The organism is Paraburkholderia sp. Ac-20340 (genome assembly GCF_017104965.1).
Taxonomy (GTDB): domain Bacteria; phylum Pseudomonadota; class Gammaproteobacteria; order Burkholderiales; family Burkholderiaceae; genus Paraburkholderia.
The window spans coordinates 139,651-164,856 of record NZ_JAAGPR010000013.1; the positions used below are offsets into that span (position 1 = coordinate 139,651).

Genomic DNA, 25,206 nt, shown 5'->3' on the forward strand with positions numbered 1-25,206 from the left:
GCGTCTTTTCCGTTGGGTAATACGTGTTGCGCGAGAGTGTACGGCCGGCCGGGCGCGCCCGATTCGTCGAACAGCGCCCCTGCCTTGCGTGTACTTGTTTCACTTACTGCTTCGCGTACTGCGTGCAGATCTCGTCGACGGCGCGGCACACGCGTGCCACGTCGGCGACGCTCATCAGCGTGAAGAGCGGCAGCGTGACCGTGGTCTCGCCGAAACGCTCTGCGTGCGGGAACATGCCCGCCTTGAAACCGCGCTCGCGATAGAGCGTGAAGAGGTGGATCGCCGGGTAATGCACGCCCGTGCCGATGCCGCGCTCCTTCATCTGTTCCATGAACTCCGCGCGGGTGATCGTCAGGTTTTCCAGCGGCAGCGTGATCTGGAACATGTGCCAGTTGCTGTTGACGAGGTCCGCCACTGGCAGGCCCACGCCCAGCTTCGCGGCGGCGCTGCCTTCGAAGCCCGTGAAATACGCATGCGCGAGCTTGCGGCGCTGTTCCGTGAAACGCTCGATGTGTTTGAGCTGGCCGAGGCCCACGCGCGCGGCCACGTCGGTCAGATTGTACTTGCCGCCGAGCACGTCGCAGTCCATGCCGTCCAGACCGATGCGCGTGATGCCTTGCAGACGGTATTTGCGGGCCAGTTCGGCTTCGTCCTCGTTATTGAGGACGAGCGCGCCGCCTTCGATCGACGTCAGGTTCTTGTTGGCGTGGAAGCTGAACGAGACGATGTCGCCGATCGCGCCGATGCGCTTGCCGTTCCAGCTCGAACCGAACGCCTGCGCGGCGTCCTCGATCACGCGCAGCTTGTGCTGGCGGGCGATCGCATAGAGGCGGTCCATGTCCACCGGCAGGCCGGTCAGGAACACCGGGATGATCGCCTTCGTGCGGGGCGTGATGGCGGCTTCCAGGCGGTCGAGGTCGATGTTGCGCGTGATCGGGTCGATATCGGCGAATACCGGCGTCGCGCCGACTTCATAGATCACGTTGCTGGTGGACACCCACGAGGCGGGCGTGGTGATGACTTCGTCGCCGGGACCGACGCCCGCGATGCGCAGGCCGATTTCGAGCGTCGCCGTGCCCGAATTGAAGGTACGCACCGGGCGGCCGCCGCAGTATTCGGACAGCGCGGCTTCGAAGGCCTGGTTCTGCGGGCCGGTAGTGATCCAGCCCGAGCGCAGCACGTCGACGACGCCCGCAATGGTTTCTTCGTCGATTTCGGGCTTCACGAACGGCAGGAACGAGGCGGGTGTCTGGGTCATGAGTGCTTTCTTGGTCGGAACGTCAGGAATAGTCGAAAACAGCGTAAGCCTTGCGAAAGCCGGGTGAGCCCCGGAGTGCTTCGCGTGCGGCGCGACGATGGCGCGCCTGCTGGCCGGGTGCTGGTTGTATCGCCGATGCAGTGTGCTGCGATGCGGGCCGTGCGCCTTAGCTGCGCGCGAGCACGACCACGCCGATCAGGATGATGCCGATGCCGACAAGGCGCTGGATGCTCAGCACTTCGCCGAACAGATACCACGCTGCGAACGCGTTGACCACGTAGCCGAGCGAGAGCATCGGGTAGGCGATCGAGACGTCCACGCGCGACAGGCCCACGATCCAAACGACCACGCTGAACACGTAGCAGGTCAGGCCGCCGACGATCGGCAGTTGTGTGGCGAGTTTCCAGCCGATGGGCAGGATGTTCGCACGGGTGAATTCGAAGTGTCCAACAGCATTGACACCGGCTTTCAGCAACAGTTGCGCGCAGGCGTTCAGGCCGACGCCGGCGAGGATACAGATCAGGGAAATCGGATTCATCGTGTTGGATCGTTAATGCTGGCCTGGCCAGCTTCTGCCGGTTTCGGTCATATTCGGGGGCGGATCTCCGCCCCCCCGCGCCGGCGCCCCGCATTATCGCTCAAGTGCGGGGCGCGACCGGCGCGTTGCGGGGCGCTCGCCGGTCAGGCTCAGGGCTGCGGTTTTTCGACTACCACGCGGCGCATGTCGCGGGCGATCACCTGCATCGGCAGGCCTTGTGCCGCGAGCTCTTCGTAACGCTGCACGGGCAGCAGCGCGAGCGCGTAACGCTCGGACTTCCAGCGCTGCTCCCATTGCGCGACGGTCGGCACCCATTTTTGCGGCTCTTCGCTGATGCCGAAGGCCAGTTCGTCGGTGACCTGCACCATCGTCATCGAATGACGCACGTAGAACGGCAGCGTGTGATCGAGCACGCCGACCGAATAGAACGGCGTATCGGGCGGCATTTTCGCGATCGCCGAACGCACGGCCGGCGCGAGCGGCGCGCCGGAACTCAGCGTGCCGAACACGTCATGGCCGGTGCCGGCGATGGTCGCGAGCAGCAGCCAGGCGGTGCCCAGTGCGATGGCGGGCGATTGCGCGCCGGTTTCGGGCGTCGATTTGCCGCGCGCAAAACGCAGGCCGACCATGGTCGCCACGAAAGCGACGGCGGCGGCGGCGAACACCCAGACCTGGAATTCGCGATACAGCGCGTTCGGATTGCGCGCATCGCCCAGACGCGTGAGCACGAACGAACCGGCCATCAGCGCGGCGGCCAGCAGCGCGTAGCCGATCAGGTGACGCATCCACTGCTTGCGCGTCATCAGCGGCAGATACAGGCCGATCACGAGCGCGAGCGGCGGGGCGATCGGCAGCACGTACGAAATCAGCTTCGAATGCGAGGCGCTGAAGAACAGGAAGATGAAGGCGGTCCACACCAGCATCAGCGTCACGGGCGCGAAGCCGTTGGGCTGGCGCGGCGTGCGCAGCGCATGGCGCACGCTCTGCACGCTCACCGACAGCCACGGCAGGAAGCCCACCAGCATCACCGGCAGGAAATAGTAGAACGGGCCGGGGCGGTTCTGCGCGGGCGTGAGATAGCGCTGGAACTGCTGGACGATGAAGAAGAAGTTGAAGAATTCGGGATTGCGCTGCTGCACGAGGATGAACCACGGCGTCACGATCGCGAAGAACACGATCAGACCGCTCACGAGGTACAGACGCTTCCACAGCGCCCAGTCGCGCGCGACCAGCGTATAGAGCACCAGCACGGCGCCCGGCAGGATCAGGCCGACCAGACCCTTCGAGAGCACGGCCAGCGCCATCGAGCCCCAGCAGACCCACATCCACAGACGCGCGTCGCGGGTGGACAGGTTCGGACGCTGAGCCAGCAGCAGCGCGCAGAGCGTGAGCTCCATCCAGAACGACAGGCCCATGTCGAGCGTGTTGAAGTGGCCCATCAGGTTCCAGTACGGCGCGCAGGCGAGCACCAGCGCGGCGAAGAAACCCGTGGCGGCGTTGAACACGCGCGCACCCGTGAAGCCGATCAGCAGCACGCCGGCGAAGCCCGTCAGGGCCGTATAGAGGCGCGCCTGCCACTCGCCGATACCGAACCACGCGAACGTGAGCGCGTTCATCCAGGTTTGCAGCGGCGGTTTCTCGAAATACTTGTAGCCGTTATAGCGCGGCGTGATCCAGTCGCCGGAAGCGAGCATTTCACGGGCCATTTCGGCATAGCGGCCTTCGTCGCTCGGCAGCAGATGGCGCCAGCCGAGCGGCAGAAACCAGATCACAGCGAGTGCCACGATCAGCAGCAGGATCGCGCCACGGTTGAGCGGCAGCCTCGAGGGCGTATCGGTCATGGATTGCAGCCTGTTCTTGTCAACGTTGCGGGCGTGCGGGCGGCGCCCGCGCGGCGCGCAAGTGTACTACGGCGCGTAAATCGAACCTGAAGGCGAGCTTAAGGGACCGGTTCCGAAGCGCCTGCTCGCCGTTTCTGCTGCGTGTTTCGGGGCGCGCCCGGCGTGGCGAATCAGGTCTCGATCAGCAGCGCAGCGGCGACGCGGCGGCCCTCGGCCATCAGGATGTTGTAGGTGCGGCAGGCGGCCTTGAAATCCATCGCTTCCACGCCGATGCGCTTCGCCGTCAGCGCCGCAGTCAGGCGCGGATGCGGAAAACGCAGGCGCTCGCCGCTGCCGAACACGACCACTTCCGGCTTGAGCGGCAGCAGCATCTCGAACAGTTCGGGCGTGAGGGCGTCGAACGCGCTCACGGGCCAGGCGATGACCGGCTCCTCGGGCAGCATCAGGATGCTGCCGTTGTGGCGTTCGAGATTGATTTCGACGTAATCGGCGCCGTAACCGGTGACGGTGTTGAGCGCGGCGCTGGAGTCCTGGTGTAATTTCAAAACGGCATTCCGGAAGATCGCCGGCCGGTGGCGGGATCGCGGGACGCTCTCGTGCCGCAGTCTCGCGCCGGATCGGCGGGAATTAACGAGATCGGTTTTCGGACCTCGGGTGGGTCTGGGGTGGGTCTCGCGCGTCCGGCAGGCCGCCGGCCGTGACACTTTATTACGCCCCATTTCCGCGACGCCCGCGGCTGGCGGGCCGGCGCGGCTTCTTGCGCATTGCGGAACCCGGCCAAAATCCGCTAAATTATAGCTTTTTGGCGGCCGCGCCGACGCCGTGTACCGCGCCTCGACCCGCGCCGCGCTTGCGCGAGTCCCAATACGGGGCAAGCACGGGCGCAAGCACGAGCGGCAGCCCTGGCAGCGCCCGCCTCACGCCAGCTGCCCGAATCATCCGTTTTCCGGGCGAATGCAGCCACAAGCTGCAGGCTGGTCTCATCCGCGTGCGGGCATGCCTTATCCTGTCGCCTGCGCTGCCGTCCGCGTGCCCCTGCGTGTCTCGCGTGCATCACATCCGGCCGCAGCGATGGCGCTGCGCCGCTCGCGACTTGTTGCGCGTTCGCCGATCCGATCAACCCCGTTTGCCCGTACCAGGCTTTTCAACCGACCGCCCGCCGTGAAACCGATCCTCAAATCCAACAAGTTGCAGAACGTCTGCTACGACATCCGCGGGCCGGTGCTCGAGCATGCGAAGCGCCTCGAAGAAGAAGGCCACCGCATCATCAAGCTGAACATCGGCAATCTCGCGCCGTTCGGTTTCGACGCACCCGACGAAGTCATCCAGGACATGATCCTGAACCTGCCGGGCTCCTCGGGCTATTCGGACTCGAAGGGCGTGTTCGCCGCGCGCAAGGCGATCATGCATTACGCGCAGCAAAAGGGCGTAAAAGGCGTCGAACTCGACGACATCTACATTGGTAACGGCGCGTCCGAACTGATCGTGATGGCCATGCAGGCGCTCCTGAACGACGGCGACGAAGTGCTGCTGCCCGCGCCCGACTATCCGCTCTGGACCGCGGCGGTGAGCCTCTCCGGCGGCACGCCCATCCACTACATCTGCGACGAATCGAACGCGTGGATGCCGGACCTCGATGATATCCGCGCCAAAATCACGCCGAACACGCGTGCGCTCGTGGTCATCAACCCGAACAACCCGACCGGCGCGCTGTACTCGGACGAACTGCTGCGCGGCCTGATCGAGATCGCGCGCGAACACGGCCTGATCCTGTTCGCCGACGAGGTCTACGACAAGATCGTCTACGACGGCAAGACGCACACGGCGCTCGGCTCGCTTTCGGAAGACGTCCTCACGGTCACGTTCAACAGCCTGTCGAAGAGCTATCGCGCGTGCGGTTACCGCGCGGGCTGGATGTTCCTCTCGGGCATGACGGGCGAAAACCGTCGCCGCGCCAAGGATTACACCGAAGGTCTGGGCATTCTGGCGTCGATGCGCCTGTGCGCGAACGTGCCGGGCCAGTACGCCATCCAGACCGCGCTGGGCGGCTACCAGAGCATCAACGAGCTGATCCAGCCGGGCGGTCGCCTGTATCGTCAGCGCGATCTGGCCTACAACATGCTCACGTCGATTCCGGGCGTGACCTGCGTGAAGCCCGAGGCGGCGCTCTACATGTTCCCGCGCCTCGACCCCAAGCTCTATCCGATCCAGGACGACCAGCAGTTCATCCTCGATCTGCTGCTGCAGGAGCGCGTCCTGCTGGTGCAGGGCACGGGCTTCAACTGGAAGCAGCCGGATCACTTCCGCGTGGTGTTCCTGCCGAACGTCGACGACCTGACCGATTCGATCAACCGGATCGCGCGCTTCCTCGACGGTTATCGCCAGCGCCACGGCACCTGATTACGCGCACGGCGCGACCCGCATTTCCGCATTTTTCTATTCACACTCTTAGACGAACACACGCTGCATGGAACCGATCAAAGTAGGTCTCTTGGGCTTCGGCACGGTGGGCAGCGGCACCTTCACGGTACTGCGCCGCAACCAGGAAGAAATCAAACGTCGCGCGGGCCGCGGCATCGAGATCGCGCGCATTGCCGTGCGCAATCCGGCCAAGGCCACCGCGGCGCTCGGCACGCAAGCCGGCAGCGTCGATCTGACGACCGATTTCAACGCCGTGGTCGACGATCCGTCGATTGCGATCATCGCCGAAATGATCGGCGGCACCACGCTCGCCAGGGATCTCGTGCTGCGTGCGATCGGCAACGGCAAGCACGTCGTCACGGCCAACAAGGCGCTGCTGGCGGTGCACGGCACGGAAATTTTCCAGGCTGCGCGCGCCAAGGGCGTGATGGTTGCGTTCGAAGCGGCGGTGGCGGGCGGCATTCCCATCATCAAGGCGCTGCGCGAAGGTCTCACGGCCAACCGCATCCAGTACATCGCCGGCATCATCAACGGCACGACCAACTACATCCTGTCGGAAATGCGTGAGCGCGGCCTCGACTTCGCGACCGCACTGAAGGGCGCGCAGGAACTGGGCTACGCGGAAGCCGACCCGACCTTCGACATCGAAGGCGTGGACGCCGCACACAAGGCCACGATCATGAGCGCGATCGCGTTCGGCGTGCCGGTGCAGTTCGACAAGGCTTACGTGGAAGGCATCAGCAAGCTCGACGCCATCGACATCAAGTACGCCGAGGAACTGGGCTACCGCATCAAGCTGCTCGGTATCGCGCGCCGCACGGAGAAGGGCATCGAGCTGCGCACGCATCCGACGCTGATTCCCGCGAAGCGTCTGCTCGCCAACGTGGAAGGCGCGATGAACGCGGTCGTGGTGCATGGCGACGCCGTGGGCACGACGCTGTATTACGGCAAGGGCGCGGGTGCGGAGCCGACGGCTTCGGCAGTGGTGGCCGATCTCGTCGACGTGACGCGTCTGCATACGGCCGATCCGGAACATCGCGTGCCGCATCTGGCGTTCCAGCCGGACAGCCTCTCGAACACGCCGATCCTGCCGATCGACGAAGTCACGAGCGGTTACTACCTGCGCCTGCGCGTGGCCGACCAGACCGGCGTGATGGCCGACATCACGCGCATCCTCGCGGATAGCGGCATCTCGATCGATGCGCTGCTGCAGAAGGAATCGGAAGACGTCGATGCGCAAGGCAAGGCCGAGACCGACATCATCCTGATCACGCACGAAACGATCGAAAAGAACGTGAGCGCGGCGATCGCGCAGATCGAAAAACTGGCGACGGTGAAGTCGTCGGTGACGAAGCTGCGCATGGAAGGACTGAACTAATCAGGCGTCGAAAGACGAAGGTAAGGCAAAGGCAATGAATTACGTATCTACGCGCGGCGCGGGCGCCGGCGAGCATCATTCGTTTTCGGACATCCTGCTGGGCGGCCTCGCACGCGACGGCGGCCTCTATCTGCCGGCCGACTATCCGCAGATCGGCGCGGACGAACTCGCGCGCTGGCGCGGTCTGTCGTACGCCGATCTCGCGTTCGAGATCCTCTCGAAGTTCGCTGGCGACATTCCCGCCGACGACCTGCGCGACATCACGCGCCGCACCTATACGGCGCAGACGTACTGCAACGTGCGTCACGGCGAAGACGCGAGCAAGATCACGCCGCTGACCACGCTCGGCGAAGAAAGCGGCGCGACGCTCTCGCTGCTCGAACTGTCGAACGGCCCGACGCTGGCGTTCAAGGACATGGCGATGCAGCTGCTCGGCAATCTGTTCGAGTACGCGCTTGCCAAGGCTGGCCAGCAACTGAACATTCTGGGCGCGACTTCGGGTGACACCGGCAGCGCCGCCGAATACGCGATGCGCGGCAAGAAGGGCGTGCGCGTGTTCATGCTCTCGCCGCACAAGAAGATGAGCGCGTTCCAGACGGCGCAGATGTTCAGCCTGCAGGACCCGAACATCTTCAACCTGGCGGTGGAAGGCGTGTTCGACGACTGCCAGGACATCGTCAAGGCGGTTTCGAACGATCACGCCTACAAGGCGCAGCAGAAGATCGGCACGGTCAACTCGATCAACTGGGCGCGTGTCGTCGCGCAGGTCGTGTACTACTTCGCCGGCTATTTCGCGGCGACGAAGAGCAACGACGAGCGCGTGTCGTTCACGGTGCCGTCGGGCAACTTCGGCAATGTGTGTGCGGGCCATATCGCGCGCATGATGGGTCTGCCGATCGAAAAGCTCGTGGTGGCCACCAACGAAAACGACGTGCTCGACGAGTTCTTCCGCACGGGTATCTACCGTGTGCGCGCCTCGGCGGAGACGTATCACACGACCAGCCCGAGCATGGACATCTCGAAGGCCTCGAATTTCGAGCGCTTCGTGTACGACCTGCTGGGCCGCGATCCGGCGCGCGTGACGCAGTTGTTCCGCGACGTGGAAGAAAAGGGCGGTTTCGATCTGGCTGCGAGCGGCGACTTTGTGCGCGTGCAGCAATTCGGCTTCGTGTCGGGTCGTAGCAGCCACGACGACCGTATCGCGACGATCCGCGACGTGCATACGCGCTACAAGACGATGATCGACACCCACACCGCCGATGGCGTGAAGGTGGCGCGCGAGCATCTGCAACCTGGCGTGCCGATGATCGTGCTGGAAACGGCTCAGCCGGTGAAGTTCGGCGAGACGATTCGCGAAGCGCTGGAATGCGAGCCGGAGCGTCCGGCGGCGTTCGACGGTCTGGAGGCGCTGCCGCAGCGCTTCGAAGTCATGCCGGCTGATGCTCAGCGCGTGAAGCAGTTTATTGCGGGCCATACGGGTCTGTAAGCACGCGCTAATCAGCCCTCTCCCCCGGCCCCTCTCCCCCAGGAGAGGGGAGCACGGCCTCCCTCTCCCTTTGGGAGAGGGTTGGGGAGAGGGGGCAACGCTGCGCCCCCGCCGCTACAATATCGGCAGATCATCACTGCCGATGGCGCCCGCGCTCAAGCACCTCATACCGCCGTGCGCCCGGCCACATCCTCCCCGCACATGTCCACGCCCAATACTTCCTCCGCCGCACCGGCTCCGCGCGCGCCGATGATTTCGACCGCCGACGCACTCGCGACCTTGCTCGCCGCCGCCCAACCGCTGGCCCAGACCGAAACGCTCTCGACTTTCGATGCGCTCAACCGCGTGCTGGTGGCCGAAGTCGTTTCGTCGCTCGATGTGCCGCCCATGAACACGAGCGCGATGGACGGTTACGCGGTGCGGGTGGCCGATCTCGCGCAGGGTAGCCGCCGTTTGCCGGTTTCGCAGCGTATTCCCGCCGGACACGCCCCGCAGCCGCTGGCGGCGGGTACCGCGGCGCGCATTTTCACGGGCGCCTCAGTGCCGCCGGGCGCCGATGCCGTGGTGATGCAGGAACAGACCGAAAGCGCCGACGGCGAAGTGACGATCCTCCATAACCCCAAAGCGGGCGAGTGGATCACCGCACAGGGCGCGGATATCAAGAAGGATTCGGTGATCCTGCCGGTGGGCACGCGCTTGAGCCCGGCGGCCCTCGGGCTGGCGGCTTCGGTCGGTTGCGCGACGCTCACGGTCACGCGCCGCGTCAAAGTGGCGGTGTTCTTCACCGGCGACGAACTGACGATGCCCGGCGAGCCGCTCAAGCCCGGCGCAATCTACAACTCGAATCGTTTCACGCTGACGGGGCTGCTGCGTAACCTCGGCTGCGAAGTGACGGATTACGGCATCGTGCCCGACCGGCTCGACGTCACGCGCGAAACGCTGCGCGACGCGGCCGCAACCCACGATCTGATCCTGACCTCCGGCGGTGTATCGGTGGGCGAGGAAGATCACGTGAAGCCGGCCGTGGAAGCCGAAGGCCGCATCGACATGTGGCAGATCGCCATGAAGCCGGGCAAGCCGCTGGCGTTTGGCGCGGTCCGCCGTCCGGAAGGATCGCCAGGATCGGGCGAAGCGTTTTTCATCGGCCTGCCGGGCAATCCGGTTTCGAGCTTCGTTACCTTCCTGCTGTTCGTGCGGCCGTTCCTGCTGCGTCTGGCGGGCGTGGCGCATGTGAGCCCGCGCGCGCTCTCGCTGCGCGCCGATTTCAGCCAGCACAAGGCCGATCGCCGTAATGAGTTCCTGCGCGCGCGCGTGAACCCGGCGGGCGGCCTCGATCTGTTCTCAAACCAGAGTTCGGCGGTGCTGACCTCGACGGTCTGGGGCGACGGCATCATCGACAATCCGCCCAATCACGCGATCAGCGCGGGCGAGACCGTGCGGTTCATCCCCTTTACCGAACTCCTGTACTAAGCGAAGCCGGCCTTATCCGATGAAGATTGAACTGAAGTTTTTTGCGAGCGTGCGTGAAGCACTGGGCGTCGCCGATGAAACGGCTGACGTGCCCGACGGTATCGCCACGGTCGGCGACGTGCGCGGCTGGCTGCGCGCACGCGGCGGCGTCTGGGCGGAAACGCTGGCGGAAGGCCGCGCGCTGCGCATGGCCTGCAACCACGTGATGACCGAGCCGACCACCCGCATCACCGAAGGCTGCGAAGTGGCGTTCTTCCCGCCGGTCACGGGCGGCTGAGCCCGCGCACAGAAGCAAGCAGAGGAACGAGACTATGCCTGTACGCGTCCAGACCGAAGATTTCGACCTGAGTACCGAAGTCGCGCAGCTACGCGCGCATGATCCGTCGATTGGCGCGGTGGCGTGCTTTGTCGGCACCGTGCGCGATCTCAACGACGGCAGCAGCGTCGCGGGCATGGAGCTCGAGCACTATCCGGGCATGACGGAAAAGGCGCTCGAAGCGATCGTCGTGCAGGCGCGCGAACGCTGGCCCGGCATCGACGTGCTGATCGTGCATCGGGTCGGCAAGCTCGCGCCGCTCGACCAGATCGTGCTGGTGGCGACCACGTCGAAGCATCGCGGCGATGCGTTTGCGTCCTGCGAATTCGTGATGGACTACCTCAAGACCGAGGCGCCGTTCTGGAAGAAGGAAGAAACCGAACACGGCGCGCGTTGGGTCGATGCGCGTGTCAGCGACGACGCGGCGCTCGCGCGCTGGGGCGTGAAGTCGGGGAATGCGGCTGGGGAAGGGTGATTTCGCGTATTCCAGCGATAGAAGCCGTCGGTTGAAATGACGGATTCTACGTGCGCATGCAATGGCAGCGATCAACCGATCCGGCGCACACCCATCACCGATGCCATCCGCACCGCCGGTTGCGGCAACGCGGCCATCTGCGTACGCGCCGCTTCGACACTTGCATCGAAAGCCATGCGCGCGGCTCCGCTGAGCGGGGCGACGAAATCGTGCGAAGTCAGCGTCAGCGGATCGACCGGCTGGTCGTTGCGGCGCACTTCGAAATGCAGATGCGGCCCGGTCGTCGTGCCGGTGCGGCCGACATAGCCGATCACCTGACCCTGCTCGACGCGCTGGCCGAAGCGCAGACCCGCCGCCCAGGAAGCCAGATGCGCGTAGCGGGTCGAATAACCGTCGTCGTGACGCAGCACGACCAGCTTGCCGTAACCATGCCCGCGCGCAGCCAGCGCCAGCGTCCCCGAAGCCGCGGCATAGATCGGCGTGCCCACGGGCGCGGTCAGATCGACGCCTTCATGAAAACGCGGCTCGCCATAAACCGGATGCGTACGCATGCCAAACGGCGAACTCACGCGCCGGTAGTCCAGCGGCATCGCGAACGGCTTGCCGGTCAGCAACGCACCGTCGAGCGTGTAGTACGCACCGCGCGAGGCGCCGGGCGCCGTGAACCACAGCGCGTCGTAGGTCTCGCCATGCAGGCGCAACGAGATCGACGCCACGCGCGGCGCCTGCGGGTTATCGGCGCTGTCCAGCATGACGCGATACGTGTCGCCGGGCTGGGCCGGAGCGTCGAGATCGACATGACCCGCAAAGAGGGTGTCGATCTGCGCGGCGATGCTGGCGGGCAAACCGGCCTGGGCGAGCGAGTCGCGCAAAGTCGTGTCGATCGGGCCGGCGGCGGCCTGGGTCAGGTTCGCAGGCGAGCCGAAAGCCGTGGCGTCGCCGCTCACCAGTTCGATCACATGGCCGAACCACTGGCGTGCGTTCGACTCGCTGGAGTCGTTGGCCGATGCCGTTTCCTCGACAGGCAGACACATCGAGGCGAGGCGCGAGCACACGGTAGCGCTCGCACGCTCGTCCCGCTCGGCTGCTGGCGGTTTCAGGCCGAAGGGCGCGGCGTCGTCATCGGCGCCGTTACTGGCACTCAACGCATACGGTTGGGCAAAGACGCCATCGACGTCACGCAGGGACGGCCAGATGGCATCGAATGAAGTCGTGGGCTGCGCGCCCGGCAAAGTCATTTCGTTCGCAAACGGGGCGCGGGTGAAGGCCGAACCCTGGCTGAACGCCGTCGAAGCGGCAGCGTGCGCGCCAGGCGCGGCGGTCGTGCCGATCCACAGGGCGACCAGTGCGGCAACGCCGCTGAGCGTCTTGCGTTTGAGCGGCAGATCAACTGCCGCGGAAATGTCTTGCCCGCGCGCGAGGAGTGAGCGTAAGTCCATCACGTCGGATTCTCGCGGTTAGAAACAAAGGAACGCGGGCAGGAGCGGCCAGGCCAGGCATGGCAGCGGCGCGTGGCGAGGAACAGGTCTTCGCGCCGCGCAGCCCAACGAGCGATGAACAAATTTTACGAATCCGCTTAACGGGATTCTGTAGAACGAGTTCGAATGCGGCGGGAAGAAGATGGGGCGAGGCGCTCAGGTGAGCGACCTTATGCGCATAAAACGGGGGCGGATTGGCTGGCGTCTAACGCAACTAACAGCCAGAACTGCCAGGACACGACCCATGGGCGGGTCGTCAAGCTCAAGCCACTTCGTCGTGATCCATCGAGCGGCCGATGATTTTGGCCGGAAACGGCTCGCCAGCCGGACGTTCGGGGAGATCGTGGCCATGGCCTGCGGGATGGCGACGCGGCGCGATCGCGTCGAGGATTGCCTGTTGCTCGGGCGGAATCTGAAAATCCCAGCCGAAGCGGCTCAACTGCAGGCTCTGTGCGATCCGTAGCGCCGGCTCCATAAAGCGCACGGCGGCGGCCGGCTCGTAATGCGCCTGCACGGTATCGAGAAATAGATAGAGCCAGTGGCTGAAATGCTTCGGCTCGATCCCCGGCACGGGCTCGTGCGCCTGTTGCACATTGCCGCGATACGATTTGCTGCCCAGTACGAGACTCGACCAGAAACGGCACATCTTCGGCAGATGTTCGTCCCAGCGGCCAGCCAGCGCGCCGTCGAAGACCGGGCCGAGCAGGGCGTCCGCGCGCACGCGGTCGTAGAACGCGTAGACCAGTTCGCGGATGTTGTCTTCGGTGGGTTCGATGTGGCGCGCGCGGGCGCTGGCGTCGGGTTGCATCATGATGGAACGGGCCTGAATCAGCTGCCCATCATACCCGGCCAACCTAAAACGTGCATGCCGCTTGCATGTTAATGTACGGATTCCTCTTTAGCACGCCTGTTCGAACCCTGTCGCCATGAGACTGACCGATTACACCGATTACTCGCTGCGCGTGATGCTGTACCTCGCGCTGCGCCGCGACGGCCTGGCGACGATTCAGGAAATCTCGGACGCCTACGGCATCTCCAAGAACCATCTGATGAAGGTGGTGCAGCGGCTGGGCGAGCTGGGCTGGGTCGATACCGTGCGCGGCCGCAACGGCGGCTTGCGGCTCGCGCCGGACTCGCGCGCGCTGAGCATCGGCGCGGTGGTGCGCAAGACCGAAAACGACTTCGCGCTGGTCGGCTGCTTTCCCGACGAGCGCGGCGATCGCCGGCAGTGCGTCATAGAGCCGCAATGCCGCCTCAAGCATGCGCTGGCGGCCGCGCGTGACGCCTTCCTCGCCGAACTCGACCGGCACACCATCGGCGAACTTGCGCAGCCGGCCAATGAACTGACCGGCCTGCTCGGGCTCGCGCCCATCGAATTCGTGCCGAATGCCGCCACAGGCGTTGCGCGCGGCGCGCCCACGCGCGAGCATTGACGCACCCACATCCCGTTTTTTCCGCCAGACTTGCTCCAGCTTTGCCGGGCAACGCCGCCACGGCTGGCGGCCGACCGACGCTTGTCGTAAAAATCGGAAAAAATGACGTGATCGGCGCTTGAAAATGGCGCAGGACCCCTTAGATTTGGTGACAGTCAAGAATACTGGAGGTCTCGCTTTAAATGAGAATCGACAAACTCACCACCAAGTTTCAGGAAGCACTCGCCGACGCCCAAAGTCTCGCCGTCGGCCACGATAATCAATACATCGAACCGGTTCACCTGCTGGCGGCGCTCGTCGCGCAACAGGACGGTTCCGCGCGCTCGCTGATGTCGCGCGCCGGCGTGCAGGTTCAGGCGCTGCAGAACGCGCTGAACGACGCCATCAACCGTCTGCCGCAGGTGCAGGGCACCGACGGCAACGTGCAGGTCGGGCGCGAACTCACGGGCCTGCTCAATCAGGCCGACAAGGAAGCGCAGAAGCTCAACGACACCTACATCGCCAGCGAGATGTTCCTGCTGGCGGTCGCCGACGATAAAGGCGATGCCGGCCAGATCGCGCGCAAGAACGGCTTGACGCGCAAGGCGCTCGAATCGGCGATTGTGGCCGTGCGCGGCGGTGCGCAGGTGCACAGCCAGGACGCCGAAAGCCAGCGCGAAGCGCTCAAGAAGTACACCGTCGATCTGACCGAGCGCGCGCGCGCCGGCAAGCTCGATCCCGTGATCGGCCGCGACGACGAAATCCGCCGCTCGATCCAGATCCTCCAGCGCCGCACCAAGAACAACCCGGTGCTGATCGGCGAGCCGGGCGTGGGCAAGACGGCCATCGTCGAAGGTCTCGCGCAGCGCATCGTCAACGGCGAAGTGCCGGAAACGCTCAAGGGCAAGCGCGTGCTGTCGCTCGACATGGCGGCGCTGCTCGCGGGCGCGAAGTATCGCGGCGAATTCGAAGAGCGTCTGAAGTCGGTGCTCAGCGATATTGCCAAGGACGAAGGCCAGACCATCGTCTTTATCGACGAAATCCACACGATGGTGGGCGCGGGCAAGGCCGAAGGCGCGATGGATGCGGGCAACATGCTCAAGCCGGCGCTGTCGCGCGGCGAGCTGCACTGCATCGGCGCGACCACGCTCGACGAATATCGCAAGTACATCGAAAAGGATGCCGCGCTGGAGCGCCGCTTCCAGAAGGTGCTCGTCGATGAACCGTCGGTGGAGGCGACCATCGCGATCCTGCGCGGTCTGCAGGAGAAGTACGAACTGCACCACGGCGTCGAAATTACCGATCCGGCGATCGTCGCGGCGGCGGAACTGTCGCATCGCTATATCACGGACCGTTTTCTGCCGGACAAGGCCATCGACCTGATTGACGAAGCCGCTTCGAAGATCAAGATGGAAATCGATTCGAAGCCTGAAGAGATGGACAAGCTCGACCGTCGTCTCATCCAGTTGAAGATCGAGCGCGAAGCCGTCAAGAAGGAAAAGGACGAAGCGTCGCAGAAGCGTCTGCAACTGATCGAGGAAGAAATCGATCGCCTGAGCCTCGAATATAAGGATCTCGAAGAGATCTGGACCGCGGAAAAAGCGGCCGTGCAGGGCAGCGCGCAGATCAAGGAAGACATCGACCGCGTGCGCGCCGAGATCACGAAATTCCAGCGTGACGGCAAGCTCGAAAAGGTCGCGGAACTGCAGTACGGCAAGCTGCCGCAACTCGAAGCGCAACTCAGGCAGGTCGCGCAGGCCGAGGCCAGCGAGCAGAGCAATCCGACGCGTCATCGTCTGCTGCGCACGCAGGTGGGCGCCGAGGAAATCGCCGAAGTCGTGTCGCGTTCGACCGGCATTCCGGTCTCGCGCATGATGCAGGGCGAGCGCGAAAAGCTGCTGCTGATCGAAGACAAGCTGCACGAGCGCGTGGTCGGCCAGGACGAGGCGATCACCGCCGTGGCCGATGCGATCCGCCGCTCGCGCGCCGGTCTCGCGGACCCGAACAGGCCGTATGGCTCGTTCCTGTTCCTCGGGCCGACGGGCGTGGGCAAGACCGAGCTGTGCAAGGCGCTCGCGGGTTTCCTGTTCGATTCGGAGGATCATCTCATCCGCATCGACATGAGCGAGTTCATGGAGAAGCACAGCGTCGCGCGTCTGATCGGCGCGCCGCCGGGCTATGTCGGTTACGAGGAAGGCGGTTATCTGACCGAAGCGGTGCGCCGCAAGCCGTATAGCGTGATCCTGCTCGACGAAGTCGAAAAGGCCCACCCGGACGTCTTCAACGTGCTGCTGCAGGTGCTCGACGACGGCCGTATGACCGATGGCCAGGGCCGCACCGTCGACTTCAAGAACACGGTGATCGTGATGACCTCGAACCTCGGTTCGCATCTGATCCAGTCGATGGCGGGCGAGCCGCAGGAAGCCGTCAAGGAAGCGGTGTGGAACGAAGTGAAGCTGCAGTTCCGCCCTGAATTCCTCAACCGGATCGACGAAGTCGTCGTGTTCCATGCGCTCGGCAAGGCGAACATCGAGTCGATCGCGAAGATCCAGTTGCAGCGTCTGCGCGAGCGTCTGGAGAAGCTCGACATGGAGCTGGTGGTGTCGGACGAAGCGCTCGGCAAGATCGCCGATGTCGGCTACGACCCGCTGTTCGGCGCGCGGCCGCTCAAGCGCGCGATCCAGCAGGAGATCGAGAATCCGGTCGCCAAGCTGATCCTCGCGGGCAAGTTCGGGCCGAAGGACGTGATTCCCGTCGATGTGCAGGACGGCAAGCTGGTGTTCGAGCGCGTCGTGCACTAACACGCCGCGATGGTGCGGGCCGGGAGGCTCGCGCCGCTGCAAACGCAAAGGGCTCCCCAATCGGGGAGCCCTTTTTCATGGTCGCGGCAGTTGTTTAGGCTTGCTTGTTACCGCCAAACAGCGAGGCCAGACCGCCGAGCGTGCCCAGCACGCTTTCCGAATTGATCAGACCGCCTTGCGGGACTTCGCCATTGGGCGTGCCGGCATTGACGATGTGCGGCAGCACCTGGGCGAGCAGGCCGCTCACCTGGCTCGGCTCCATGCCAACCTTCTGCGCGAGACCCGAAACCACATCCGAGCCCAGTACGTTGTGCAGTTGATCGCCGGAAACCTGCTGGTTCTCGCCGTTGCCGACCCACGATTGCACGACGTCGCCGAGGCCGCCTTGCTGGAACTTCTGGATCAGGCCGTTCAGGCCGCCCGGCTGGTTGTTGACGAATTCCATCGCAAGCGCGAGGAGTTGGGCCTGGCCGCCGCCTTGTTGCTGTTGCGACGAACCAAGCAGGGAACCGAGGGTATCAAGCAGGCTCATGACGATCTCTCTGAATAATGGCCGTGGCGGGGGCCGCGGCCGTTGAGTGGGGCGGCGCGCAACGGGCGCGCCGGAAATTAAAGCTGGAAACGTAGACGCCGGATTGGCGCGCGAGTTTCAAGCGCGCTTCATTGGCTTGTCTTACGCACCTGAGGCGGCGGCAGCCGACGCCGCCTTGCTCTTCTTGGCCTTCTTGCCTTTCTTCGCCGTCGTGTCCGAAGCCGCGCCCGGCGCGGAGGCGGCGGTGCCTGCATCGGCGGCGCTTGCGGCGGCGTCCTTCTTGCTCTTGCGCTTGGACTTGCTGGCCTTGGCGTCCGAAGCGGCTTGCGGTGCGGTCGTGGCAGCGGGTGCCGGCGTGCCTTGAGCCGCGGTGGTCGCCGGGTTCGGCGCGGTGCCTGTCGTCGCTGCTGCCGTGCCCTTGCTGCTCTTGGCCGATGCAGCCGGTTTGCCCGCCGGCGGCGCCGACGAACCATTGATCGTCAGACCGGCCGCTTCGAGGTTCTGCACCGACTTGGGACCGATGCCCTTGACGCGGTTCACGAGATCGTCGGCGTCCTTGAACGGCCCGTTCTTGCTGCGTTCGTCGAGGATCGCCTTGGCGTGCGCCGGGCCGATGCCCTTGACCGATTCGAGCGCGGTCTGGTCGGCGCTATTGACTTCGACGGCAGCGGCAAGCGCGGCGGACAGCGAAAATCCGATGGCGAGAAACAGCATCAGCAACTTCTTGAGCATGGCAATCACTCCATTGAGGGCATTTCAGTTAGCCGGGAACGGACGACGCATCCAGTCTGGTGCTGCGCTACAAGAATAGGACAGTTGACGTATCCGTGGACGGGAAGCGGTCGATTTATACCCACGCTTTCGTGGCAAGACAATCGCACCGCACAATATTTAATACTTCTGTGCAATCTGGCGGCGCGATCGAGGCGGCGCGCGCCAGCATGGTGCGTATTCTCAGGCCCGATGCGGCCCGACGATCCCAAGCTTCGCAATCCGCCGATAAAGCGTTGCACGCGAGATGCCGAGCGCCGCTGCCGCCGCGTTCGGGCGCCAGCGATGCGCGGTGAGCGTGGCGAGGATGCGTGCGCGTTCATCGGCTTCGGTTTCGCTGGCGTTCGCATCGCGCAAAGCGTTCGAGGCGTCCGAGGCGTTTTGACGCGTTCCCGTTGTGCTGGCCGCGCTGCCCGGCGGCAATTGCGCCGCGAGATCGGCGCTCAAGTGACGCGCTTCCACGCGCACCGTGTCGCACACCGCGCATGCGTAGCGCATTGCATTGCGCAACTGGCGCAGATTGCCGGGCCACGCGTAGGCCGCAAGACGCGCGGCTAGCGTCGTGTCGAGCGCGAGCGGGCGTCCGGCCGCCTGCGCTTCCTCGGCAAACACCGTGTCGATCAAGGTGTCGATATCGCGCCGCTCGCGCAGCGGCGGCAGCGTGAGAACCGCGCCGCACAGGCGGTAGTAGAGATCGTCGCGGAAGCTGCCGGCGGCCGCCATCTGCGCGAGATCGCGGTGCGTCGCGCAGATCACATCGAGTTCGACGCGCGTGGGCGCTTCGCCGCCCAGCGGCAGCACTTCGCCTTCCGCGAGCACGCGCAGCAGCCGCGTCTGCAACACGAGCGGCATATCGCCGATTTCGTCGAGAAACAGCGTGCCGCCATCGGCCATCGCGATCTTGCCGCGTGCGCCGTGGCGTCGCGCGCCCGTGAACGCGCCCGGCGCATAGCCGAACAGTTCGCTCTCGATCAGCGCTTCAGGCAGCGCGCCGCAATTCACCGCCACGAACGGCCGGTTGCGGCGCGGCCCCGAGTCGTGGATCGCGCGCGCAAACACTTCCTTGCCCGCGCCCGTTTCGCCGAGCAGCAGCACCGGCAGGCGCTTGCCCGCCACGCGCTGGGCGATACGGGCGTTTTCCGCGACACGCGCATCGGCGCTACGCAGAAACGGGCCGAGCGCGCTACGTTCGTGCGCCTCGTCGCCGGGCGTGGCGCGCGCATCGCGCAGCGGCGTCGCGCCATGCAGATCCGGCGCGGCGCTGCGTCCGGTACGCGCAAGCGGCGCGCGAATGCGCGCGTAAAGCATCGCGCCGCTCGCGCGCAGGCGCAGCGCCGCAATCGCTTCGATCCGGCCGATATCGCGCAACTGCACATGCGAGGAATCGAAAATCTCGTCGATATGGCGCGGCGCATCGAGCCCAGCGATGCTTTCGCGTGCGCGCCGGTTCGCCGCCACCACGTTGCCGTTTTCGTCGAAGGCGATCAGCAGTTCGGGCTGCGCCTCGACGTAATTGCGGTTCTGATGCCCGAACAGAATCCAGCACGCCGAGGTGCGATGCAGGAAGTAGCCGTCTTCGATCAGCGTGGCGCTCTGGCGCACCAATTGATTGACGATGCGCTGGCTGTCGCGGTTGTCGGGCGACTGCACGGCGGACGCATCGAGCACGCCGATCAGCTCGCCGCCCGGCGCGAAGATCGGCGCGGCGCTGCAGGTGAGCGTCGTGAACGCGGCGCGAAAGTGATCGGTCTTGTGCACCGTGATCGGTGCGAGATCGGTGAGCACGCTGGCGATGCCGCAGGTGCCTTCCTCGCTTTCCGACCAGCACGAGCCGACGTAAAGGCCCGCGTGCTTGAAATCGTTGCGCCGCTCGCGGTCGATGCGCGAATCGATGGTGACGCCGTGCGCGTCGGTCAGCATCACGCAGTAATCGGCGTCGCGCACGGTTTCGTGCAAGCGCGTGAGGCATTGGCCCGAGGCGCGCAGAAACGCTTCCTCGCGATCGCGGATTTCGCGCAACTCGGCGGTGCTCAGCACGCGCGGGCCGATCACCGAGCCGGGATCGAGCTGATAGCGCTCGAACGAGCGCTGCCACGACGACACGAGGCGCGGCGAGTCGGACGGCGCAGGCAGCCGGCCTTCGACGGCGCCGCGCACGCGTTCGGCGTGCCGGGTGGGCGCTAGAGCGTAGGGCATGGGCGATTCCAGTCGATTTCAGCCGATCCAGAGGAGCGCTGCGAGCGGGCGGCGCGACCTTTTGTAGCACATTCGACGCGCGCGATCACACCGCAGCGCAGCAAGCGAGACGCCTGAGACGATCGTCTCAACGGGCATCGAGACGATGTTGAGACGCCGCGTCAAAGCGTGTGACGCCCTTGTGGCAAGGCTTTGGCACGGATGGCGTTTGATGGCGAGGCGAGGGCGGCGGGAAGCGACCGTCGTCGGTGCGTCGTTTGAGACGTTCGCGTGACTTTTCGGACCGTTGTCGCGGCACCGCTGCGGCTGCCGCAAACGCCCGCGACTCAAGCGTTCGAGCGCCATCGCCATCGTTTTTAGCGCGATTGGCATAACGCTTGCAGAGAGTGTTGCCATCAAAGGCGCGCTCACGCCGCTATTAGCGTCGAGCGTAGCCATCACAACACGTCCACGCACGCCTCGCGATGCGTGGGCAGGAGACAACGCCCGTGACAACGCCCGTGACCGTAGGCGTGATCGCGAACCCGGCATCGGGTCGCGATATCCGCCGCCTCACCACGCATGCTTCCGTATTCCCGACGGCGGAAAAAGCCAATATGGTCGTGCGCCTGCTGGCCGGCCTCGGCGCACTGGGCGTCGATCGTGTGCTGACGCTGCGCGACCGCACCGGCGTGGCGGCGCTGGTGCTGCGCGCGATCGAAACCCATGCGGCCGTGGCCGCGCACGAGCGCTGGCCTGCCGTCGAGTTCATCGATCTGCCGACGAGCGATAGCGTCGCCGATACACACGCGGGCGTCGCGCATATGGTTCGCGAGCAGGTCGCGCTGATCGCCGTATTGGGCGGCGATGGCACCCATCGCGCGGTCGCGGCGCATTGCGGCACGACGTCGCTCATCGCGCTGTCCACCGGCACCAACAACGTGTTTCCCGAACTGCGCGAAGCCACCGTCGCCGGCATGGCGGGCGCGCTGGTGGCCACGGGCGCCGTGCCTGCCGAAGCCGCGCTGGTGCGCAACAAGCGGCTCGTGGCGCGCTGCGTGGAAGGGCCCAGTCGCGGCCACGAGGAAATCGCGCTGGTCGATATCTGCGTATCGCGCCAGCCGTTTATCGGGGCGCGTGCCATCTCGGATAGTTCGGATATCGAATCGTTATTTCTGGCTTTCGCGCCGCCGGACGGTATCGGGCTGGCGTCGATTGGCGGCGCGTGGGCGCCCGTCGCGCGCGACGCCGCGCATGGCTTGCACATGACCTTCGTTCATCCGCGGGAACACAACGAAGCAGGCTTGCCGCTGATCGCGCCCATCGCGCCGGGCCGCATCGAGCGCGTGACGCTGCGTACCTGTCAGCGCCTTGAAGTCGGCATGGCGCTGCCGCTCGACGCGGGCCACGGCACGCTGGCCTTCGATGGCGAGCGCGAGATCGAACCGTCGCGCGGCGATCGCTACGAAGTTTCGCTCGACTGGCAAGGCCCGTTGACCGTCGATGTCGCCCGCACGCTGCGCTACGCGGCCTCACACCAGTTGATGCGCGAGGTCATCGGGCGCGACTGATTCATTCGAAACCAAACCTCAACGAAAAAGGAGGCAACAGCGATTCCGGCGGCTTCGCTTTCCCAGGCGCGCGCCGCCGGTTGCAGTGCTGCAGGCAAACACCGTGTCTTATCGACAGGAGACAACCATGTCAGGCCAGTTGAACAAGGAGCAGTTGCTGAACGCCTATCGCTCGATGCGCACGATCCGCGAATTCGAGGAGCGTTTGCACGTCGAGTTCGCGACCGGCGAGATTCCCGGCTTCGTGCACCTCTATGCGGGCGAGGAGGCGTCGGCGGTCGGCGTCATGAGCCATTTGAACGATCGAGATTACGTGGCCACCACGCACCGCGGCCACGGCCATTGCATCGCCAAGGGGGTGGATGTGCGCGAGATGATGGCCGAGATTTACGGCCGCGCGACCGGTTCGTGCCGCGGTAAAGGTGGCTCGATGCACATCGCCGATCTGGCCAAGGGCATGCTGGGCGCGAACGGCATCGTGGGCGCGGGCGGCCCGCTCACCTGCGGTGCGGCGCTCGCGGCGAAGCAGCAGAAAACCGGCGGCGTGGGCGTGTGCTTTTTCGGCGATGGCGCCTCGAATCAAGGCGTGATTTTCGAATCGATGAATCTGGCTTCGGTCTGGCGTCTGCCGGTGATTTTCGTGGCCGAAAACAACGGCTACGCGGAAGCGACGTCATCCACGTGGTCGGTCGCCGCCGATAACATCGCCGATCGCGCCAACGGCTTCGGCATGCCGGGCGTGATCGTCGACGGTTTCGATTTTTTCGCCGTGCACGAAGCGCTGGGCGAAGCGATTGCCCGGGCGCGTAACGGCGGCGGCCCGACGCTGGTGGAGATGAAACTGTCGCGCTATTTCGGCCATTTCGAAGGCGATGCGCAGACCTATCGCGCGCCTGGCGAAGTGCAGAAGCTGCGCGAAGAAAAGGATTGCCTGAAGCGCTTCGAAGAGCGCGTGGTGCGCGCAGAGCTGGCCAATACCGACGATCTGCGCAAGGTGGACGCCGAAGTCAAGGCGCTGATCGACGACGCCGTGGCCAAAGCGAAGGCCGCGCCGTTGCCCGCGCCCGAAGCGTTGCTCACGGACGTGTACGTGTCGTATCCCTGAACGCATTGCAGGTCAATCATCAGGATTCCCGATCAAGGAGACGAAAATGGCACGGAAAATCACCTATTCGCAAGCGATCAACGAGGCGCTTGCACAAGAAATGTCGCGCGACGACAGCGTGATCGTGATGGGCGAAGACAACGCGGGCGGCGCGGGCGCGCCCGGCGAGCAGGATGCGTGGGGCGGCGTGCTGGGCGTGACCAAAGGGCTTTACGGCAAATTCCCGGGCCGAGTGCTCGATACGCCGCTTTCGGAAGGCGGTTTTATCGGCGCGGCGGTGGGCGCGGCGGCGTGCGGCATGCGCCCGGTGGCGGAGCTGATGTTCATCGACTTCATGGGCGTGTGCTTCGATCAGATCTTCAATCAGGCCGCGAAGTTTCGCTATATGTTCGGCGGCAAGGCGGTGACACCGGTGGTGATCCGCACGATGTACGGTGCGGGTTTGCGCGCGGCGGCCCAGCACTCGCAGATGCTGACTTCGCTTTTCACGCATATTCCGGGGCTCAAGGTCGTGTGCCCGGCTACGCCTTATGACGCGAAAGGGCTGATGATCGCGGCGATCCGCGACAACGATCCGGTGATCTTCTGCGAGCACAAACTGCTCTACACGATGGAAGGCGATGTGCCCGAAGAGTCGTATTCGATTCCTTTCGGCGAGGCCAATATCTTGCGCGATGGCGACGACGTCACGATCGTCACCTACGGGCGCATGGTGCATTACGCGCTCGACGCCGCGCAGAAGCTCGCGAAAGACGGCATCGAAGCCGATGTGATCGATCTGCGCACGACGTCGCCGCTCGACGAGGACACGATTCTGGAGAGCGTCGGCCGCACCGGCCGCATCGTGGTCGTGGACGAGGCGAACCCGCGCTGCTCGATGGCCACCGATATCGCCGCGCTGGTGGCGAGCAAGGCGTTTGGCGATCTCAAGGCGCCCGTGCGCATGGTCACCGCGCCGCATACGCCGGTGCCGTTCGCGGCCTCGCTCGAAGATCTCTATATCCCCTCGGCCGATCAGATCGCCGAAGCCGCGCGCGCCGCAAGGAGTTGACGTTATGCCGATTCACATGATCACGATGCCCAAATGGGGCTTGTCGATGGAGCAGGGCCAGGTGAACGGCTGGCTCAAGTCGCCGGGCGATACGGTCACGAAGGGCGACGAATTGCTGGACGTCGAGTCGGACAAGATCGCGTCGGGCGTCGAATGCGCGTTCGAAGGCATTTTGCGGCGGCAGATCGCGCAGGAAGGCGACACGCTGCCGGTGGGCGCGCTGCTCGGTGTCGTTGCCGATAGTGAAACTTCGGATGCCGAAATAGATTCGGCCGTGAGCGAATTCCAGCGTGATTTCGTGCCCGCGAAAGCCGGCGAGGCGGACTCAGGCCCGCAGCCCGAAAAGACGCAGATTGGCGGGCGCACGGTGCGCTGGTTGAAGCTCGGTGAAGGCGGCGGCACGCCCGTGGTGCTGATTCATGGCTTTGGCGGTGACCTCAACAACTGGCTGTTCAATCACGCCGATCTTGCCGCGGACCGCACTGTCTGGGCGCTCGATCTGCCGGGACACGGCGAGTCGGGCAAGGCGGTGGAAAGCGGTGCCCTCGACGAACTCGCGCAGAGTGTGATCGCTTTTCTCGACGCGCAGCAAATCGAGCGCGCCAATCTGGTGGGCCATTCGCTGGGCGGCGCGGTGGCGATGGCGGTCGCGGACAAGGCGCCTGCGCGCGTGGCATCGCTGGCTTTGATCGCGAGCGCGGGGCTGGGCGACGACATCAACGGCGCGTATATCGAGGGCTTTGTTGCGGCGGCGAATCGCAATGCGTTGAAGCCGCACGTGACGAAGCTGTTCGCCGATCCCGCGCTGGTGACGCGTCAGCTTGTGGAAGACCTCGTGAAGTACAAGCGGCTCGAAGGCGTGCAGGAAGCGCTCGGCAAGATTGCGGCGCAGGCGTTCGAGGGCGGCGCGCAGCGGCGGGTGTTCCGCGACCGGCTGTCGACGCTCGCGCCGAAGGTGCTGGTGGTCTGGGGCGAGACCGATCAGATCATTCCGGCGCGGCATGCGCAGGGCCTCGCGCCAGTCGTGCGCGTCGAGGTGATCGCGGGCAAGGGGCATATGGTGCAGATGGAAGCCGCCGCCGAGGTCAATCGACTGCTGAAGGCCTTTTTCGCGGCAGGAGGCTGAT

General features: G+C 65.0%; 21 protein-coding genes. 12 read left to right on the forward strand and 9 right to left on the reverse strand.

Features of this window, described 5'->3' with window-relative positions:
* Positions 1-103 precede the first annotated feature (103 nt).
* The 4 genes from G3N59_RS17785 to G3N59_RS17800 all read right to left on the reverse strand — a co-directional run bounded on the left by G3N59_RS17785 (position 104) and on the right by G3N59_RS17800 (position 4,182).
* Positions 104-1,258: a DegT/DnrJ/EryC1/StrS aminotransferase family protein gene (locus G3N59_RS17785; protein ID WP_205983943.1), complete on the reverse strand. Its 1,155-nt coding sequence runs from the start codon at positions 1,256-1,258 to the stop codon at positions 104-106.
* Positions 1,259-1,424: 166 nt separating this feature from the next.
* Positions 1,425-1,796 (reverse strand): SMR family transporter, encoded by a 372-nt coding sequence (locus G3N59_RS17790; protein ID WP_205983944.1) that lies wholly within the window; start codon positions 1,794-1,796, stop codon positions 1,425-1,427.
* A gap of 149 nt (positions 1,797-1,945) precedes the next feature.
* The gene (locus tag G3N59_RS17795; protein WP_205983945.1) at positions 1,946-3,637 is read right to left on the reverse strand and encodes a glycosyltransferase family 39 protein; all 1,692 of its coding nucleotides are present in this window, start codon (positions 3,635-3,637) and stop codon (positions 1,946-1,948) included.
* Between the two features lie 170 nt (positions 3,638-3,807).
* On the reverse strand, positions 3,808-4,182 hold the full coding sequence (locus G3N59_RS17800) for an Mth938-like domain-containing protein (RefSeq protein ID WP_205983946.1): 375 nt from the start codon (positions 4,180-4,182) through the stop codon (positions 3,808-3,810).
* A gap of 526 nt (positions 4,183-4,708) precedes the next feature.
* Here G3N59_RS17800 and G3N59_RS17805 point away from each other — a divergent pair.
* The 6 genes from G3N59_RS17805 to G3N59_RS17830 all read left to right on the forward strand — a co-directional run bounded on the left by G3N59_RS17805 (position 4,709) and on the right by G3N59_RS17830 (position 11,183).
* Complete coding sequence (locus G3N59_RS17805) at positions 4,709-6,037, forward strand: pyridoxal phosphate-dependent aminotransferase (protein ID WP_277397921.1); 1,329 nt, start codon at positions 4,709-4,711, stop codon at positions 6,035-6,037.
* Positions 6,038-6,104: 67 nt separating this feature from the next.
* Positions 6,105-7,436, forward strand: a complete 1,332-nt coding sequence (locus tag G3N59_RS17810) for a homoserine dehydrogenase (RefSeq protein WP_205983948.1) — start codon at positions 6,105-6,107, stop codon at positions 7,434-7,436.
* Positions 7,437-7,470: 34 nt separating this feature from the next.
* On the forward strand, positions 7,471-8,922 hold the full coding sequence (gene thrC, locus G3N59_RS17815; protein ID WP_205983949.1) for a threonine synthase: 1,452 nt from the start codon (positions 7,471-7,473) through the stop codon (positions 8,920-8,922).
* Between the two features lie 201 nt (positions 8,923-9,123).
* Positions 9,124-10,392: a gephyrin-like molybdotransferase Glp gene (gene glp, locus G3N59_RS17820; protein ID WP_205983950.1), complete on the forward strand. Its 1,269-nt coding sequence runs from the start codon at positions 9,124-9,126 to the stop codon at positions 10,390-10,392.
* Positions 10,393-10,411: 19 nt separating this feature from the next.
* The gene (gene moaD / locus G3N59_RS17825; RefSeq protein ID WP_205983951.1) at positions 10,412-10,669 is read left to right on the forward strand and encodes a molybdopterin converting factor subunit 1; all 258 of its coding nucleotides are present in this window, start codon (positions 10,412-10,414) and stop codon (positions 10,667-10,669) included.
* 34 nt (positions 10,670-10,703) lie between these two features.
* Complete coding sequence (locus G3N59_RS17830) at positions 10,704-11,183, forward strand: molybdenum cofactor biosynthesis protein MoaE (RefSeq protein ID WP_205983952.1); 480 nt, start codon at positions 10,704-10,706, stop codon at positions 11,181-11,183.
* 71 nt (positions 11,184-11,254) lie between these two features.
* On the opposite strand, the gene G3N59_RS17835 is transcribed toward G3N59_RS17830, so the two are convergent.
* A complete protein-coding gene (locus tag G3N59_RS17835) occupies positions 11,255-12,622 on the reverse strand; it encodes a M23 family metallopeptidase (RefSeq protein WP_241023519.1) in 1,368 nt (455 codons plus the stop codon).
* 301 nt (positions 12,623-12,923) lie between these two features.
* On the reverse strand, positions 12,924-13,472 hold the full coding sequence (locus G3N59_RS17840; protein WP_241023520.1) for a group III truncated hemoglobin: 549 nt from the start codon (positions 13,470-13,472) through the stop codon (positions 12,924-12,926).
* Between the two features lie 115 nt (positions 13,473-13,587).
* Between G3N59_RS17840 and G3N59_RS17845 the strand changes: the two genes are divergently transcribed.
* Together G3N59_RS17845 and clpB are read left to right on the forward strand one after the other, a co-directional pair.
* Positions 13,588-14,094 carry an Rrf2 family transcriptional regulator gene (locus G3N59_RS17845; RefSeq protein ID WP_205983954.1) on the forward strand — a complete coding sequence of 169 codons (507 nt, stop codon included), beginning with the start codon at positions 13,588-13,590 and terminating at the stop codon, positions 14,092-14,094.
* Positions 14,095-14,276: 182 nt separating this feature from the next.
* Entirely contained in the window at positions 14,277-16,874 is a 2,598-nt protein-coding gene (gene clpB / locus G3N59_RS17850; RefSeq protein WP_205983955.1) for an ATP-dependent chaperone ClpB, read from the forward strand.
* Between the two features lie 94 nt (positions 16,875-16,968).
* Here the strand turns inward: clpB and G3N59_RS17855 are convergent, their stop codons facing one another.
* From G3N59_RS17855 to G3N59_RS17865, 3 genes are all read right to left on the reverse strand, one after another.
* Entirely contained in the window at positions 16,969-17,406 is a 438-nt protein-coding gene (locus G3N59_RS17855; protein WP_205983956.1) for a YidB family protein, read from the reverse strand.
* Positions 17,407-17,547: 141 nt separating this feature from the next.
* On the reverse strand, positions 17,548-18,138 hold the full coding sequence (locus tag G3N59_RS17860; RefSeq protein WP_205983957.1) for a helix-hairpin-helix domain-containing protein: 591 nt from the start codon (positions 18,136-18,138) through the stop codon (positions 17,548-17,550).
* 222 nt (positions 18,139-18,360) lie between these two features.
* The gene (locus G3N59_RS17865; protein WP_205983958.1) at positions 18,361-20,373 is read right to left on the reverse strand and encodes a sigma-54-dependent Fis family transcriptional regulator; all 2,013 of its coding nucleotides are present in this window, start codon (positions 20,371-20,373) and stop codon (positions 18,361-18,363) included.
* A 488-nt stretch (positions 20,374-20,861) separates the two neighbouring features.
* Here G3N59_RS17865 and G3N59_RS17870 point away from each other — a divergent pair, with 488 nt between their 5' ends.
* The 4 genes from G3N59_RS17870 (at position 20,862) to G3N59_RS17885 (ending at position 25,205) form a co-directional block, all read left to right on the forward strand.
* On the forward strand, positions 20,862-21,923 hold the full coding sequence (locus G3N59_RS17870; RefSeq protein WP_205983960.1) for an NAD(+)/NADH kinase: 1,062 nt from the start codon (positions 20,862-20,864) through the stop codon (positions 21,921-21,923).
* A gap of 127 nt (positions 21,924-22,050) precedes the next feature.
* A complete protein-coding gene (locus tag G3N59_RS17875; protein ID WP_205983961.1) occupies positions 22,051-23,028 on the forward strand; it encodes a thiamine pyrophosphate-dependent dehydrogenase E1 component subunit alpha in 978 nt (325 codons plus the stop codon).
* A 46-nt stretch (positions 23,029-23,074) separates the two neighbouring features.
* Positions 23,075-24,079: an alpha-ketoacid dehydrogenase subunit beta gene (locus G3N59_RS17880; protein WP_205983963.1), complete on the forward strand. Its 1,005-nt coding sequence runs from the start codon at positions 23,075-23,077 to the stop codon at positions 24,077-24,079.
* A 4-nt stretch (positions 24,080-24,083) separates the two neighbouring features.
* Positions 24,084-25,205 (forward strand): acetoin dehydrogenase dihydrolipoyllysine-residue acetyltransferase subunit, encoded by a 1,122-nt coding sequence (locus G3N59_RS17885; protein ID WP_205983965.1) that lies wholly within the window; start codon positions 24,084-24,086, stop codon positions 25,203-25,205.
* Position 25,206: the final 1 nt, after the last annotated feature.

Bases quoted from the DNA above. Each gene is read 5' to 3' on its own strand.
- G3N59_RS17840 (WP_241023520.1), bottom strand. From the start codon at position 13,472: ATGATGCAACCCGACGCCAGCGCCCGCGCGCGCCACATCGAACCCACC.
- G3N59_RS17865 (WP_205983958.1), bottom strand. From the start codon at position 20,373: ATGCCCTACGCTCTAGCGCCCACCCGGCACGCCGAACGCGTGCGCGGC.
- G3N59_RS17860 (WP_205983957.1), bottom strand. From the start codon at position 18,138: ATGCTCAAGAAGTTGCTGATGCTGTTTCTCGCCATCGGATTTTCGCTG.
- G3N59_RS17810 (WP_205983948.1), top strand. From the start codon at position 6,105: ATGGAACCGATCAAAGTAGGTCTCTTGGGCTTCGGCACGGTGGGCAGC.
- G3N59_RS17785 (WP_205983943.1), bottom strand. From the start codon at position 1,258: ATGACCCAGACACCCGCCTCGTTCCTGCCGTTCGTGAAGCCCGAAATC.
- G3N59_RS17835 (WP_241023519.1), bottom strand. From the start codon at position 12,622: ATGGACTTACGCTCACTCCTCGCGCGCGGGCAAGACATTTCCGCGGCA.
- G3N59_RS17790 (WP_205983944.1), bottom strand. From the start codon at position 1,796: ATGAATCCGATTTCCCTGATCTGTATCCTCGCCGGCGTCGGCCTGAAC.
- G3N59_RS17885 (WP_205983965.1), top strand. From the start codon at position 24,084: ATGCCGATTCACATGATCACGATGCCCAAATGGGGCTTGTCGATGGAG.
- G3N59_RS17875 (WP_205983961.1), top strand. From the start codon at position 22,051: ATGTCAGGCCAGTTGAACAAGGAGCAGTTGCTGAACGCCTATCGCTCG.
- thrC (WP_205983949.1), top strand. From the start codon at position 7,471: ATGAATTACGTATCTACGCGCGGCGCGGGCGCCGGCGAGCATCATTCG.
- moaD (WP_205983951.1), top strand. From the start codon at position 10,412: ATGAAGATTGAACTGAAGTTTTTTGCGAGCGTGCGTGAAGCACTGGGC.
- G3N59_RS17880 (WP_205983963.1), top strand. From the start codon at position 23,075: ATGGCACGGAAAATCACCTATTCGCAAGCGATCAACGAGGCGCTTGCA.
- G3N59_RS17845 (WP_205983954.1), top strand. From the start codon at position 13,588: ATGAGACTGACCGATTACACCGATTACTCGCTGCGCGTGATGCTGTAC.
- G3N59_RS17795 (WP_205983945.1), bottom strand. From the start codon at position 3,637: ATGACCGATACGCCCTCGAGGCTGCCGCTCAACCGTGGCGCGATCCTG.
- clpB (WP_205983955.1), top strand. From the start codon at position 14,277: ATGAGAATCGACAAACTCACCACCAAGTTTCAGGAAGCACTCGCCGAC.
- G3N59_RS17855 (WP_205983956.1), bottom strand. From the start codon at position 17,406: ATGAGCCTGCTTGATACCCTCGGTTCCCTGCTTGGTTCGTCGCAACAG.
- G3N59_RS17830 (WP_205983952.1), top strand. From the start codon at position 10,704: ATGCCTGTACGCGTCCAGACCGAAGATTTCGACCTGAGTACCGAAGTC.
- G3N59_RS17805 (WP_277397921.1), top strand. From the start codon at position 4,709: ATGGCGCTGCGCCGCTCGCGACTTGTTGCGCGTTCGCCGATCCGATCA.
- glp (WP_205983950.1), top strand. From the start codon at position 9,124: ATGTCCACGCCCAATACTTCCTCCGCCGCACCGGCTCCGCGCGCGCCG.